We start from the raw sequence: 14,721 nt of genomic DNA, 5'->3' as shown, positions 1-14,721 counted from the left end.
CTATCTTTAAAGAGTTATTCATATTTCAATGCCTTAGCAGGATTTGCTTTCACGGCTTTCCTTGCATGGATACTTACCGTAAGCACAGTAAGAACTGTAGAAATTAATGCCGCGATAACAAAAGGAAAAAGGGGAATATCGATCCTATAAGCAAAAGTCTCCAACCATTTCTTTGCCAAAACATAAGCCAATGGCCAACCTATAAGATTAGCGATCAACACCAACCACATGAAAAAAGTATTTAACATTTTAAACATCTGAAAATCTGTAGCTCCTAATATTTTCCTAATCGATATTTCTTTAATTCTGTTATTGGTCGTAAATGCAGAGAAAGCAAACAGACCTAGTATCGCAATGAATATGGTTAGTATTGCAGCAAAGAAAAACACAGACTGAAGCTGTTCTTGTTTTTTAAATAACCGTCCATACAGTTCATCTAAAAACTCATACCTAAAATCATCCCCATCAAGACGATTAATATTTATCCATTCTGATTTGAGCGTTGCCAGCGCAGCAGCCATCCTACGCTGATCAATATTAACCATTATCTTTGTTTTTTGATTGTTACATGGATTCCTGATCGCATATATAGTAGGCTCAACGGCCGCTTCAAATCCCCCTGCTTTAAAATCCTTCACCACGCCAACTATCGTATAATCCATATCGCAGCCCCTGATGACTTTGCCTACCGGATTAGTTACGCCATAGCGTGCAACTGCACTTTCATTTAAAATTGCTGAGCCGGCTGTGTCGGCCATAAAATTCCGCGAGAAAAACCTTCCGCTTTTTAGTTTAATATCCAGTGTTTCAAAATAATCAAAGTCTACGTCAATAAAATCTATCACTGATTCCCGTTCAGCTAATTTATAGTTATTTGTACCAGGCTTAGATCCATCCGGTATGTCTGACACTACAGTTACATAATTTACCCCCGGTATTTTCATAATTCTATTTCTGGCCTGTTCAAAATCTTCAGGCTTGTTATAGAACTGGATATTTTTAATAAAAACCACTTGTGACGATTTAAATCCTTTATCCTCTGCCCGCATATATTTTAACTGGCTGTTTACGATCAACAAACCCGCAATAAATATGATGGCTATTACAAACTGTACTGCCAAAAGGGAATTTCTTAACCAAAGTGTTTTATAACTGGTCTGCATATTACCCTTCAAAACGGATGCAGGCTTATAAGCTGAAAGTATCAGGGCCGGGTAAATACCCGAAATAACCGTGACCATTATTAATATCAATAGCAATTGAGCAAAAAGAGTCATATCTCCATGCCAGATGGACAGAGGGACGCCAAACAACCTGTTAAACACAGGCAGCAGAACTTCAGCAATAATGAGCCCAAATACCAGCGCTGTTAAACACTGCATAAAAATCTCTATAAGAAACTGAGACATAAGGTTCAGGCGATAGGCGCCCAATACTTTTTTTACACCGACTTCTTTTGCCCGCTTCGTAGCCTGGGCAATGGTTAGATTTGTGAAGTTAATACAAGCGATAATCACCATCAAGATACCCAGCCCAAAAAGCACAAATACAATCTTATAACTGGTATTGGTTCCAGCCATTGGCCTTAAATGCAGATTTCTTAAAGGATCCAGAAATATAACCGAACGTCCGGCAATCCTATAATCGTTCGCAGATGCGCCTGCTTTGATCACTTCAGCTTTATAGAGTTGATCTATTTTTTGTTGAAGCTCCTCAATATTTGCTCCTTTCTTAACCAGGATAAAAGTTTTAAAGTTATTTGTCCCATAATCCTTATTGTCAAAAGCAATATCCTTTGAAAGCGATACCACGTCAAATTTTATATTAGAATGCTCATCTGTTCTTTCAATTGTACCATATAATTTAACAAACTGTCCATCTTTTTTTGGTCCCAGACTAACTTGTTTAGGAAACACAACTTGCTCGTGTGGAAATAGCTTTCTAAGAAACAATTGGGGAACATAGAGCTGAAAGCCAGGATCATTTTCATCGACTAACTTTCCTTCCGGCCAGATATTAAACATCTTCGCCACCTTATAATCCATCAATAAAGCTTTGGTAGAATACACCCTGCCTTTTTCTGTATGAATAGGAAACTCAAACCAGGTTGTGCTCATTTTTCCAGCCACATCAACCTCTGGGAAGTTATCCTTAATAGCCTTTGCCAAAGGCGCTGGTGTATAATCAGTTTTATGGTTGGGCAGATTTCTTCCGACCTGATAAATTCTGTCGTAATTATGCAGATCTTTATCATAACTCGTTTCATAATGAACATACAAAATCACGACTATAAATGCCGCCAATGCGATAGATAGTCCACCGATATTAATTGCAGTATATACCTTATTTTTCCAAAGGTTACGTATCGCTATCTTGAAATTCAGTTTAAACATATGATCTGCACAATTAATTATTAAATCAACTCCTCCGTACGTCCCCTATTTACCTTTTCCGAAATCACATGCCCATCCTTCAGGTTAATGATACGACTGGAAAAACTCGCATCATGAGCAGAGTGCGTTACCATTACAATGGTTGTTCCTGATTCATTCAGCTCACACAAAAGCTCCATCACCTCATTACCGTGCGCACTATCCAGGTTACCTGTTGGCTCATCGGCAAGCACCAGTTTGGGTTTTGTCACCAATGCCCTTGCAACCGCAACCCGTTGTTGTTGTCCACCTGAAAGCTGCTGTGGAAAATGCCCGCTACGGTTTACAATATTCATTCGCTCAATGATTTCATTGACCAGTCTTTTCCTTTCTCCCGAAGGCACTTTATTATAGATTAATGGTAGCTCTATATTTTCAAAAACAGTAAGCTCATCAATCAGATTGAAATTCTGAAACACGAAACCCATGTTTCGCTTTCTAAAATTAGAACGTTCCCGTTCATTCAAAGTCAGCAGTTCCGTGTCCATAAACTTGTAACTACCACCTTCTGGCTTATCCAGCAACCCCATAACGTTTAGCAACGTTGATTTACCGCAGCCCGACGGCCCCATTATAGATACAAATTCTCCGGGTTTCACATGGAGGCTAATACCGTTCAGCGCTGTAGTTTCAACTTCCTCAGTTTTGTATACTTTTTCCAGTTGCTCAATTCTTATCATAACTATATTTTTATGCTAACTCTACTTACTAATTTCTATCACATCATACTGATTGAACTGATCGTACGATGAAGTAATCACCTCCTCATCCTTATTCAAGCCATCCATCACCTCGTAATATTGGAAGTTTTTACGGCCAATTTTTATATTTCTCCTGGTTGCCTTTCCATCTTTCAGTACAAAAACCCAGGCGCCTCCCGTACTTTGAAAAAACTGTCCCTGGCTTAAAAGCAAAGATTTACTGTTATCGGATAAAGTCAATTTTACTGACAAGGTTAAACCTCTTCTTAAATCAACTGATGATTTATTTTCAAAACCCAATTCAACCTGAAACTGCCCTGCCGTAATCTCTGGAATTACTTTCTTTACCACTAATTGGTAAGTATGGCCATTAAACTCACAGTTTGCAGTTTGTCCCTCTTTAACCCTGTTCACATAATATTCATCCACTCCTGCCTGTAGCTTATAGCCCTGCATCACATCTATTTTCCCAAGCATCTCATTTGCACCATAAGATTTACCAATTACCGGATCATAGGAGGATAACTTTCCCGAAACCGGCGCTTTAATGGTCATATTTTCAATATTCTGTCTGATAGTCAGCAAACTCTCATTCATATTATTTACAGACGCATCAATTTGTTTCAACTGCATAATTCGGCTCTGGTTTTCCTGTTTAACAGCTTCTCTAAGTATTTTTTTCCGACCCTGAAGATATTCGTAATCCTGACTGGAAATCTCGAATTCCTGCCTCGTGATTACTTTTTTCGCATACAATATACTATCCGTACGGTACTTTCTGGTCGCAGTCCTTAAGCTATTCTCAATGTCCATCATATCCTGACTCATGATCCGTTGATTTTGTTCAAGATCAAGCCTCAATTTACGCAATTGATTGATTTGTTCTGTAATGCTCGTTTCACTCGAAGTATATCCTGATAAAGCATTAGGATTTGCAATTCTCAACAATGGAGTTCCTTTTATTACACCAGCCCCATTTTCCGTAAAAATCTCAGCTACAGTCCCCCCTTCTGGAGAACTCACAATTACTGAAGTCAACGGCACCACACTTGCATTCAACAAAACTACATCCTCAAAATCACCATACAACACTTTATTTATGATAACTTTATCTGCATCGGCTTTATATACCTTTGTTAATGACAAGCTATAACCATAGGCTACAACAATTACAAATAGTAAAAGCCCAGCAGCAATCACTATCCTTTTCTTACTAAATCTTTTTTTCTCTATGCGCTTATCCATCATGCGTTCATTACAGACAATGATAAGCCAAGCTTATGCCAATAGAAAAAATAAAAACTAAAATACTAATAAACAGCATATTAAAAAATAAAACACAAACAAACTGTTCATTACCGAACACTTTCTGTACGCCATCGGACACTTTATATTATTTTTGGTATAAACTAAAAAAGCGATGATAGAAGCAACTGTTCTTGTTATAGATGATGATGATGACATCCTGCTCAGTGCAAGATTATTCTTGAAACAACATTTCCGTCAGGTCATTACTTGTAAATCTCCCAAAGAGCTCAATATATTGCTGAGTAACAACGAAGTAGACATCATCCTGCTCGATATGAATTATCAAAAGGGGGCGAGCGACGGCCGGGAGGGATTGTATTGGCTGGATCATATTCTCTCGATAGATAAAGATTATGTTGTTATCCTCATGACCGCTTATGGGAATGTTGAACTTGCCGTACAGGCCATCAAAAAAGGTGCGATCGACTTTATCCTTAAACCATGGGAAAACGAAAAGCTTTTTGCAACTTTATCATCAGCTTCAAAACTAAGACAATCCAACAAAAAGGTTAAAAAACTTGAAAAGATTCATTCTTCTCTGCAAAAAGACATCAACAGGCAGTTTGAAAATATCCTGGGAAACTCAGACCCAATCAAACAACTACAACGTACACTTATAAAAGTCGCCCCCACCGATGCTAATGTCCTGATCCTTGGCGACAATGGTACAGGCAAACAGGTATTTGCTTATGAACTTCACCGACTATCGCAACGCAAGAATCAGCTATTTATGCATGTAGATCTGGGCTCACTAAACGAAAATCTGTTTGAAAGCGAACTGTTCGGTTATGCCAAAGGTGCTTTTACAGATGCGAAAGACGATAAACCCGGACGATTTGAAATGGCGGAAGGTGGAACAATTTTTCTGGATGAAATTGGTAATCTTTCTTTGCCTTTGCAAGCAAAATTACTGAGTGTAATTCAGAACAGAACAGTCAACCGACTTGGGGAAAGCAAAGAGCGTAAGATCAACGTCCGCCTCATTACGGCAACAAACATGCCCCTCAATGAAATGGTAGCAAAAGGGACATTCCGACAAGATTTACTTTTCAGGATAAATACCGTAGAACTATTTTTGCCTGCTCTTGCCGAACGTGGAGAAGACATTTTACTATTAGCAGATCATTTTCTCCATGCTTTCAATACAAAATACCATAAAAGCATTACCACTTTTAACGATAAAGCACAAACTATGATGCTACATTACCATTGGCCTGGTAATGTAAGAGAATTACAACATGTAGTAGAACGGGCAGTGATCATGTCCGATGGTCAGCAAATCCAGCCGAATGATCTTCAATTGAGCCCACAGAAATTTGGCTCCATGTTAAGCCCACAAACAAACCTCGGACTGGAGGAAATGGAAAAGACAATGGTACAAAAGGCGATAGAAAAACATAAAGGTAACATTTCAAAAGCCGCTGCTGATCTTGGTTTAACCCGTGCGGCGCTATACAGACGCATAGAAAAATTTAACCTATGATGTTTTACAATCGATTCACCTTCAATCTATTGATCAGGCTGCTAATCATTAATTTACTGAGCATAGTCTTGTATTTCCTGATCAGTAAAACGGAATTATGGTTCACAATTACAGGATTGGGGATCATTTTAATCGCCAGCATTTTAAGTTTGCACTTTTACATTAAACAGATCAGTAAAGACATTAAACGGTTTATTGAGGCGGTAAAGACACAGGACAATACGCTAAATTTTAACCGTAAAGCTACAAAAGGAGCATTCCCGGATTTGTACAATTTCTTCAATGAACTCATTCAGATCAACAAAGACATGCAGCTGGAAAAAGACTCCATGTTTCAATTGATCAAAACAATTCTGGAGCAAATCCCAACGGGCGTAATTGTCATTAAGGGTCATCCGCAGCAGACAGAGAAAACAGAAATCGTTTTCTTTAATCAGGCAGCTACAAATCTGCTCAATATACCCGCGTATAAATACTGGCACCGTTTAATGCAACACATCCCTCAATTTGCCAAAGAAATAGCTGACATAGGTAAAGGTGGAAAACGTTTTATGGAACTTAAAATACAAGACAAAATGATCCAGTTGTCGACAGAAGTAATCCCATTAAATCTTTATCAAACGGACTACACCGTCATTTCGTTTCAAAACATTAAAGATGAAATAGAGCAAAAAGAAGCGGAAGCATGGAACAGGCTAATTGGAGTAATTTCGCACGAGATCCTGAATTCCATTACACCGATCAGTTCACTCTCTGATACTGTAAACGGTATGATCGCCAACAAACAAAATTTAAACAATGAGGAGCTTGAAGATCTGAAGCCGGCCATTCAAACCATCAAAAGAAGGTCCGAAGGCTTACTTGATTTTGTTAAGGCTTACCGGCTCATTGCAGAACTCCCAACGCCACGCCTGGAACACCATACAATTGGAGAGATCCTGCAACACATTAAAGTACTCATGCAACCTTTTGCTACTGAACGTAACATTACCTTAAAAGTTGAGCAGGCTACTTCCAGAATCAGTGTTGAAGTAGATTTAAAACTAATAGAACAAGCACTTATTAACCTGGTTACCAATAGCGTTTATGCCCTCGAAAATATTAGGCGACCAGTCATAGAAATAAACTACAGAGTGGATCAGAACAAGTTATACCTTGAGGTAACAGACAATGGGAAAGGTGTAGAACCCGACTTACTCGGAAAGATATTCGTTCCCTTTTTTAGCACCCGAAAAAATGGTTCCGGCATAGGCTTAACCATTACCCAAAATATCATGAAAATGCACCAGGGAAGTTTAGAAGTAAACTCTACTCCTTTTGAGAAAACAACATTTTCTCTTGTATTCAAATACCTTTAGCGAGTGTGGTAATGGTAGATGTGTTTGTTAAAGCGGTCGTCATGCTGAATTTATTTCAGTACCTCTCAAGAAAAAATCAGCGTCGCTAATGAGAGATACCGACCTTCGCCTGCATGACGACCGTACTAATTGTACTGTAACTACAATCGATTAAATAATTGTTCCGTTCGGAATAACCGCACCTTTTTTCACCACTACAATACCATCTTTAACAGTATATAGCGTATGATCACCATCAGGTAGGTGGTCACCACCAATAATCTGAACGTCGTTTCCAATTCTGCAATTCTTATCCACAAGTGCATTCACAATTTTACACCTGTCACCAATACCAATCAAAGGCTTGTCGTTTGCTGATTCTTCTTCAATTTCTAATAAGGTCTGGTACCTGTCGCTACCCATAATGTAAGCATTTTCAACAACTGTGTCAATCCCAATTCTTGACCGGATACCAATTACCGCATGAGAAATCTCTTTAGCCTGTAAAATACAACCTTCCGAAATAACCGCCTTATTTAATGTTGTACCTAATATTTTTGATGGCGGCAACATCCTTGCACGGGTAAAGATACTTTGATGACTGTCAAACAAGTTAAACTTAGGAATGTCATCCGTAAGACCAAGATTAGCCTCGAAGAACGAAGAGATATTACCGATATCAGTCCAGTACCCCTCATATTGGAAACTCAATACCTTATTGTTTGCCATTGCCCTTGGAATGATCTCTTTACCGAAATCCTTTTCATCAGGGTTATCCACCAAAATTTTAACCAGCAAGTCCCTGTTGAAGATATAAATCCCCATTGAAGCCAGGTAATCTCTTCCTTCAGCCTGCATTTCGGGTCCTGTATCAGAAGACCAGTCCGGCAATAATGCTGCGGCAGGCTTTTCAATAAAGGAAGTGATAAAGTTTTCTTCATTCACCTTCAAAATCCCAAAATCGGTAGCATCCTTAGCTGTTACAGGAATCGTCGCAATACTTACCTCTGCACCTTTACTCACATGCTCCTGAACCATTTTATTAAAATCCATCTGGTACAACTGATCTCCTGATAAGATCAACGCATACTCAAATTCATGATTTAACAAATGGTGCATAGTTTGTCTAACCGCATCTGCAGTCCCCTGAAACCAGGTTGGATTGTCGGGTGTTTGCTCTGCAGCAAGAATGTCTACAAACGCAGAACTGAAATGACTAAAATGATACGTGTTTTTAATGTGTTTGTTTAACGAAGCAGAATTAAACTGTGTTAAAACAAACATTCTATGTATCCCCGAGTTCAGGCAATTAGAAATTGGAATATCCACTAAACGATATTTCCCACCTATCGGTACCGCTGGTTTAGAGCGTGTTTGTGTTAATGGCGCCAGCCTGGAACCCTGACCACCGCCAAGGATTACCCCCAATACATTGTTAGTCATAGTGTTTCATTTATACTTGGTAAATATCTATATATTGTTGTGCTGCCCTATCCCAGGAATGATCCAGCTGCATAATAAACTTACGAATTTCTTTTACATGTTTGGCATCTGTATACAAATCATATGCCCGTCCAATTGCATGCCCCACATCCCAGGCACTGGTTTGATCATGACAAACGCCAAAACCTCCATCACCAATATCCACCACTGTATCCTTTAACCCTCCAATCCTTCTAACAATAGGAATGGTTCCATATCTTAACGCATACATCTGATTTAAGCCACAAGGCTCTACCCTGCTTGGCATCAGCAAAAAGTCGGCCCCGGCATAAATCTGGTGCGATAATTTTTCATTATAACCAATATAAGCATTGTAATTTCCAGGGAAAGCATCTTTCAACTGAGTTAACCGACCTTCTACCTGCGAATCTCCAGAACCTAGCACCAATATATTGATCTGATTGCTATATGTTATTAAAGCATTGTAGAATATCTCAGGAAGCAGATCCGCGCCTTTTTCCCCCACCAGTCGACCAATAAAAGTAAACAAAGGTTTTTCAGGATCCAGATTAAAAACGGCGCAAAGTGCAGCCTTATTGGCTTTCTTCCCTGCATCTACAATACGCGTTGTAAAATTCTTCTCCAGCATCGGATCAGTCTGAGGGTTCCAGACCTCATTATCTATTCCGTTAAGTATACCGAATGATTTACTTCTTTCCTGTGCCAGTAAATCTTCAAGTCCATTAGCTTTAAAGCTAATTTCATCCAGATAACTCGGGGAAACAGTAGTTACGCGCCAGGCACATTTAATGGCTGTTGCCAGGGGATTAATAGAACCACGCCAATCCAGTTGCCCTGTCTTCCATAAATCAAATGCCGGAATATAATGTAGCTTATCCCAACCGAATTGTCCCTGGTACTGTGCATTGTGTATCGTTAAAACCGTCGGTATCTGACTTAATCGTCTAAACTGCTCGCAATAAGCAGCCATAAAAGGTACAAGTCCGGTATGGTGATCATGACAATGAATCACATCCGGACGGTGCTCCCATTGTGAAATCCAATCCAATACTGCGATCTGGTAAGCCAGAAAACGCTCCGTATCATCATGATAACCATAAACAAGCTCTCTGTCAAATAGCCCCTCAATATGAACGAGAAACAAGTCAAAGCCTAACTTATTGGTTTTTTCCCTGAATATCTTTACCGCAAAATTATGAAAGCCTAGTTTAGCCCAGCCATCATAAACTACTTCGAACTCGTTCTCCTGCATGAACTTGGTTTGGTATGCAGGCATCACTACCTTAGCAACATGTCCAAGCTTGTTCTGATACTTCGGCAAAGCACCTACAACGTCGCCCAAACCACCAACTTTAGCAATAGGATAACATTCTGCGCTAAGGTGTACTATCTCCATATTCTGAGGGTTTAAAAATCACCTCAAAATAGGGATTAAGTAGCGTAAAGCAAATATTTAGCAAAAAAATAATATTAATAAAAAAAACCTTGTGCTTCGATGAGGCCTGGGAACTTTTGCTGCTTACGCGAAGCGAGCAAAAGATTCCAGACTCAGAGGAGTACAAGGTTTTTTTTCCAGTATTTCTAGCCCTCTTGAAGACAATATCCCATTAAGACCTTCTGAGAAATTCAGGATGACGTGATGCACTAACTACAACTAATCCGCAACAGCTCTAAACATCAACGCCGCAACAGTTAAATTAGTCCTACTGTCAATCAATATCGCCGCACCATTCGCTTTATTATCCGTATAAAGATCAAAAGCAAGCGCATCAGCAGTTTTCAAGACAATCCTGCCGATATCATTCAGCTTAAAATCATACGCATCCTGCTTTTCCAATGTATTAATATCAACTTTATAAATAATCTCGCGAATCTTACATTTCGTCACCTTACTATTGTGTTGCAATAAATAAGTAATACTTTCATCCAAAGGCCTAGTATCCATCCAGCAAACATCAGTCTCAATCAACTGAGAATGTTGAGGTAAGTGATCAGAGTTCACCAACACATCCCCCCTGCTAATGTCAATATTATCTTTCAGGTGAAGCATTACCGACTGACCTGCGAAGGCAACCTCTGGCTGCTGATCAAAAATTTCAATACGTTCAATTACCGAACTGCTACCCGAGGGTAAAACCGTCACCTTATCATTCACATTAAACTCGCCGCTTAAAATGCGACCAGCATATCCCCTGTAATCGTGCAGTTCATCCGTTTGTGGCCTTACCACCCATTGAACCGGCATACGTGCCAACTCAGATTCCGCACCAGTTTCCACATCTACCGTCTCCAGGAAATGAAGCAAACTACGGCCTTTATACCAGCTCATATGCTCCGACTCGTTAACCACATTATCACCTTTCAACGCACTTACAGGAATAAAGTTTACATCCTTTAAGTTCAGTTCCGCAGCAAGTGTTTTATACTTATCGGTAATAGCAGTAAATACGGTTTCGCTATAACCCACCATATCCATTTTGTTTAAGCAAACTACAACATGCTCAATACCCAATAACGACACCAGGTAAGAATGACGGATTGTTTGTTCAACCACTCCATTTCTGGCATCAATTAAAATGATCGCCAGCTTAGCAGTTGATGCGCCCGTAACCATGTTTCGTGTATACTGAATATGCCCGGGAGTATCAGCAATAATGAACTTACGTTTCTCCGTCTGGAAATATTTGTAAGCCACATCAATAGTAATCCCCTGCTCACGTTCAGCCCTTAAACCGTCCGTTAAAATCGCCAGATCAATTGTTCCGTCATCATTTTTGCGGTTCGAAGCCTGTAAAGCTTCCAGCTGATCAGCAAGAATTGAATCCGTATCATATAACAACCTACCTATCAAAGTGCTTTTACCATCATCCACACTACCGGCTGTAAAAAATTTAAGTATATTCATTAAAAGTATCCTCCTTTCTTGCGGTCTTCCATCGCAGCTTCCGAAACTTTATCGTCCATGCGGGCTCCCCGTTCACTAATTTTTGATGCGCTGATTTCAGCAATAATATTATCCAGTTCCACTGCGTCCGATTCCACAGCAGCAGTACAACTCATGTCGCCAACTGTACGGAACCTTACCTGCTTGTGTTCCACTATATCCTCACTATCCATATTTAAAAAAGGTGAAGCGGCCATCAGCTGACCATTGCGGGTAATCACATCCCTGTAATGTGCAAAATAGATGGACGGCAGACTTATATTTTCTCTTTTTATGTAGTTCCAAACATCCAGTTCAGTCCAGTTACTGATAGGGAATACCCGCACATTTTCTCCCTTATGAATCTTTCCATTGTAAATGTTCCACAATTCGGGACGCTGACGCTTAGGGTCCCACTGACCAAATTCATCCCTTACAGAAAAGATACGTTCCTTGGCCCTTGCTTTTTCCTCATCTCTTCTGGCACCACCAATACAAGCATCAAAACCATGCAAAGCAATGGTATCCAACAAGGTAACCGTCTGCAAAGCATTTCTGCTAGCATTTTTACCCGTTTGTTCCACCACTTTCCCCTGATCAATAGATTCCTGAACGCTGCCAACAATCAATTTCTCGCCTAGTCTTTCCACCATTTCATCACGGTAAACAATCGTTTCCTCAAAGTTATGTCCGGTATCAATGTGTACCAACGGAAAAGGAAACTTGCCTGGTCTGAAGGCCTTTTCTGCCAGTCTAACCAGGGTAATAGAATCCTTGCCACCCGAGAATAACAAGGCTGGCTTTTCAAATTGCCCTGCCACTTCACGTAGTATGTGAATCGCCTCGGCCTCTAATTCGTCTAAATAATCTAAATTATACTTACTCATTTTCTGTTGCAATTACTTTGTGGCATGTAAACCACATTCCTTTTTTGATTGATCTTCCCACCACCAGCGACCGGCTCTAAAGTCTTCACCTTCTCTAACCGCCCTTGTACAAGGCGCACAGCCTATACTTGGAAAACCTTTATCATGCAGGGTGTTATAAACAATGTTATTTTTTTTAATGTATTCCTTTACTTCATCCAAAGACCAGAAAAAGATAGGGTGAAATTTAATCATTTGATTTTGCTCATCCCATTCCAGATTGGCCATATCGTGCCTGTTTACCGATTGTTCCGATCTGATTCCTGTCACCCATAGATCGTTCCCTTTCAAGGCTCTTCGCAAAGGCTCCAATTTACGTATACCGCAACATTCCTTCCGGTTCTCTACCGACTCGTAAAAACTACTTGGGCCTTTTTTATCCACCATTTCCTGCAATGCCTGAGCATCAGGAAAATAAGCATGGATAGGCTTTTTATAGATTTCGAGCGTCCGGTTCCATACATAATAAGTCTCCGGGAATAAACGCCCCGTTTCCAATGTAAATACCTCTATAGGAATATCATTGGCAAAGATCATGTGGGTAATTACCTGATCTTCCCATCCAAAGCTGGTAGAAAAAACGATCTTCCCCGGATAATGATCCGCAAAGAAGCGCAAGGCCTCAACCGGATCAAGATCTTTTATTTTTTCTGCTATTTCTGTTAATTTCTCCTTCATGACTATACTAATTCAAGAATAAAATTGATGATACTGCGCGCACTTACTATAACCACCAGGATACCTACTAAAACCATGATTGTTTTCGCAGAAATCTTATTGGATACTCTTGCAGCTATTGGCGATGCCAAAGCACTACCGATCACCAAACCTGCAACAGCTTCCCAATGTGCACCACTTAACATGGTTATAAAAGTAAGCGAGCTCATCAGTGCAATAAAAAAGCGTGTAATTTTTACCGTTCCTAAAGAGAAACGAGCATTTCTTCCCCCAGCAATTAAGCTCGACAATACAATCGAACCCCAGCCTCCACCACCTACAGCATCAATAAAACCTCCAAATAACCCAAGTAGAGAAATCTTTTTAATCTTATCTTTTTTCCCTTTAGTTTTACCATTAGACTGGTAAGCTTTAGACAAAATGACAAAGCCCAATATTAAAGTGTATAAAGAAACAAAAGGCTTGGTATAATGGCTATAATGCTCTAATGAAGACAATAAATAAGCACCAGTTACCGCGCCAATAATCCCTGGTATCAATAATAATTTAAACAGTTTCCAATTTACATTACCAAAACGATAATGCATCCAACCGGCAATCCCATTGCTCAAAATCTCCGATAAATGCACGCCCATACTGGCCGAAGCTGGTGGTACCCCCATAGCGATCGAAAAAGAAGTACTGGTTACACCGTACGACATCCCTATCGCTCCATCAATCATGGCAAAAATAAAGCCGCCTATTAAAAACCAGTAGAATATAGGGTCAAGATTCGTCAAATAAGCCTGAAATTCCGGTTCCTTATGCCAAAAGGCAGCAACAACTATAGCAAATGAAAATACAATTGCCGACCAGATCAGCCACTTCAAATAAGTCTTGTGTTTCTCTTCTTTCGCTACAATCAGCGATGAAGTTACTGCATTTAATTTTTTAACCTTAGCAGCAAAATCACCGTTCAGTGTATTTCTTAATGCCTGCATATTTTGCAGGGTATCGTTAATCTCTTCTGGTAAGCTATCGTTTAATACTTCCTTTAATCTTTTTGCAATGGTGGGTGACTTCCCGTTAGTGGAGATGGCTATTTTAAGATCTCCTTTTTTAACAATCGAGCCCAGGTAAAAGTTACACAGCTCCGGTTTATCGGCAAAATTCACCAGTAAATTCCTGCGATCAGCTTCTACTCTGATCAACTGGTTCAAGTCGTCGTTATTCGTCGCAGCCACCACCAGGTCAATTCCCTCCAGATCGGCTACTTCAAATTCCCGTGTCAAAACGCTTACTCTTTCGTGGTTTGCGGCCAGTTGTTTCAGCTCAGGCAATACCTCAAGGCCAATAACGGTTACATTTGCATCAGGACTATTGCCCAGAATAGCACTAAGCTTCTCAAGCCCCACAGGCCCGGCCCCAACCAATAGCGTATGGATGGTATTTAATTTAATGAAGACAGGAAATAATTGATTGCCTTCCAT

11 protein-coding genes are annotated in these 14,721 nt (G+C 39.9%); 2 read left to right on the top strand and 9 right to left on the bottom strand.

Translation table 11 applies throughout. From position 1 onward, the window contains the following. Positions 1–14: 14 nt before the first annotated feature. From R2Q84_RS19950 to R2Q84_RS19940, 3 genes are read right to left on the bottom strand one after another with little or no spacing between them, the layout of a single operon-like run. Complete coding sequence (locus tag R2Q84_RS19950) at positions 15–2,393, bottom strand: ABC transporter permease (RefSeq protein ID WP_316818363.1); 2,379 nt, start codon at positions 2,391–2,393, stop codon at positions 15–17. A 20-nt stretch (positions 2,394–2,413) separates the two neighbouring features. Then, positions 2,414–3,112, bottom strand: coding sequence for an ABC transporter ATP-binding protein (locus tag R2Q84_RS19945; RefSeq protein ID WP_316818362.1), 699 nt, complete (start codon positions 3,110–3,112; stop codon positions 2,414–2,416). A 21-nt stretch (positions 3,113–3,133) separates the two neighbouring features. After that, a complete protein-coding gene (locus R2Q84_RS19940) occupies positions 3,134–4,381 on the bottom strand; it encodes an efflux RND transporter periplasmic adaptor subunit (protein ID WP_316818361.1) in 1,248 nt (415 codons plus the stop codon). A 172-nt stretch (positions 4,382–4,553) separates the two neighbouring features. On the opposite strand from R2Q84_RS19940, the gene R2Q84_RS19935 reads away from it, so the two are divergent. Together R2Q84_RS19935 and R2Q84_RS19930 are read left to right on the top strand one after the other, a co-directional pair. Beyond that, a complete protein-coding gene (locus R2Q84_RS19935; RefSeq protein ID WP_316818360.1) occupies positions 4,554–5,924 on the top strand; it encodes a sigma-54 dependent transcriptional regulator in 1,371 nt (456 codons plus the stop codon). Further along, entirely contained in the window at positions 5,921–7,282 is a 1,362-nt protein-coding gene (locus R2Q84_RS19930; protein ID WP_316818359.1) for a HAMP domain-containing sensor histidine kinase, read from the top strand. The genes R2Q84_RS19935 and R2Q84_RS19930 overlap by 4 nt, the downstream gene beginning before the upstream one ends. Positions 7,283–7,432: 150 nt before the next feature. On the opposite strand, the gene R2Q84_RS19925 is transcribed toward R2Q84_RS19930, so the two are convergent. The 6 genes from R2Q84_RS19925 to R2Q84_RS19900 form a co-directional block, all read right to left on the bottom strand. Further along, entirely contained in the window at positions 7,433–8,704 is a 1,272-nt protein-coding gene (locus R2Q84_RS19925) for a glucose-1-phosphate adenylyltransferase (protein ID WP_316818358.1), read from the bottom strand. A gap of 10 nt (positions 8,705–8,714) precedes the next feature. After that, a complete protein-coding gene (locus R2Q84_RS19920; protein WP_316818357.1) occupies positions 8,715–10,121 on the bottom strand; it encodes a glycogen synthase in 1,407 nt (468 codons plus the stop codon). A gap of 258 nt (positions 10,122–10,379) precedes the next feature. Further along, positions 10,380–11,630, bottom strand: a complete 1,251-nt coding sequence (locus R2Q84_RS19915; protein ID WP_316818356.1) for a sulfate adenylyltransferase subunit 1 — start codon at positions 11,628–11,630, stop codon at positions 10,380–10,382. Continuing rightward, a complete protein-coding gene (cysD, locus tag R2Q84_RS19910) occupies positions 11,630–12,535 on the bottom strand; it encodes a sulfate adenylyltransferase subunit CysD (protein ID WP_316818355.1) in 906 nt (301 codons plus the stop codon). Before cysD ends, R2Q84_RS19915 begins: the two co-directional genes overlap by 1 nt. A 12-nt stretch (positions 12,536–12,547) precedes the next feature. Beyond that, positions 12,548–13,252, bottom strand: coding sequence for a phosphoadenylyl-sulfate reductase (locus tag R2Q84_RS19905; RefSeq protein ID WP_316818354.1), 705 nt, complete (start codon positions 13,250–13,252; stop codon positions 12,548–12,550). 2 nt (positions 13,253–13,254) lie between these two features. Beyond that, positions 13,255–14,721, bottom strand: coding sequence for a TSUP family transporter (locus tag R2Q84_RS19900; RefSeq protein ID WP_316818353.1), 1,467 nt, complete (start codon positions 14,719–14,721; stop codon positions 13,255–13,257).

The sequence above is a fragment of the Pedobacter nyackensis genome (assembly GCF_032678475.1).
In the GTDB taxonomy this organism is placed as follows: Bacteria; Bacteroidota; Bacteroidia; order Sphingobacteriales; family Sphingobacteriaceae; genus Pedobacter; species Pedobacter nyackensis_A.
Note: the sequence above shows the minus strand (reverse complement) of the source record. Positions and strands in the feature narration are given on the sequence as shown.

Coding starts and splice junctions, on each gene's coding strand:
- R2Q84_RS19950 (WP_316818363.1), bottom strand. CDS start 2,393: ATGTTTAAACTGAATTTCAAGATAGCGATACGTAACCTTTGGAAAAAT.
- R2Q84_RS19945 (WP_316818362.1), bottom strand. CDS start 3,112: ATGATAAGAATTGAGCAACTGGAAAAAGTATACAAAACTGAGGAAGTT.
- R2Q84_RS19940 (WP_316818361.1), bottom strand. CDS start 4,381: ATGATGGATAAGCGCATAGAGAAAAAAAGATTTAGTAAGAAAAGGATA.
- R2Q84_RS19935 (WP_316818360.1), top strand. CDS start 4,554: ATGATAGAAGCAACTGTTCTTGTTATAGATGATGATGATGACATCCTG.
- R2Q84_RS19930 (WP_316818359.1), top strand. CDS start 5,921: ATGATGTTTTACAATCGATTCACCTTCAATCTATTGATCAGGCTGCTA.
- R2Q84_RS19925 (WP_316818358.1), bottom strand. CDS start 8,704: ATGACTAACAATGTATTGGGGGTAATCCTTGGCGGTGGTCAGGGTTCC.
- R2Q84_RS19920 (WP_316818357.1), bottom strand. CDS start 10,121: ATGGAGATAGTACACCTTAGCGCAGAATGTTATCCTATTGCTAAAGTT.
- R2Q84_RS19915 (WP_316818356.1), bottom strand. CDS start 11,630: ATGAATATACTTAAATTTTTTACAGCCGGTAGTGTGGATGATGGTAAA.
- cysD (WP_316818355.1), bottom strand. CDS start 12,535: ATGAGTAAGTATAATTTAGATTATTTAGACGAATTAGAGGCCGAGGCG.
- R2Q84_RS19905 (WP_316818354.1), bottom strand. CDS start 13,252: ATGAAGGAGAAATTAACAGAAATAGCAGAAAAAATAAAAGATCTTGAT.
- R2Q84_RS19900 (WP_316818353.1), bottom strand. CDS start 14,721: ATGGAAGGCAATCAATTATTTCCTGTCTTCATTAAATTAAATACCATC.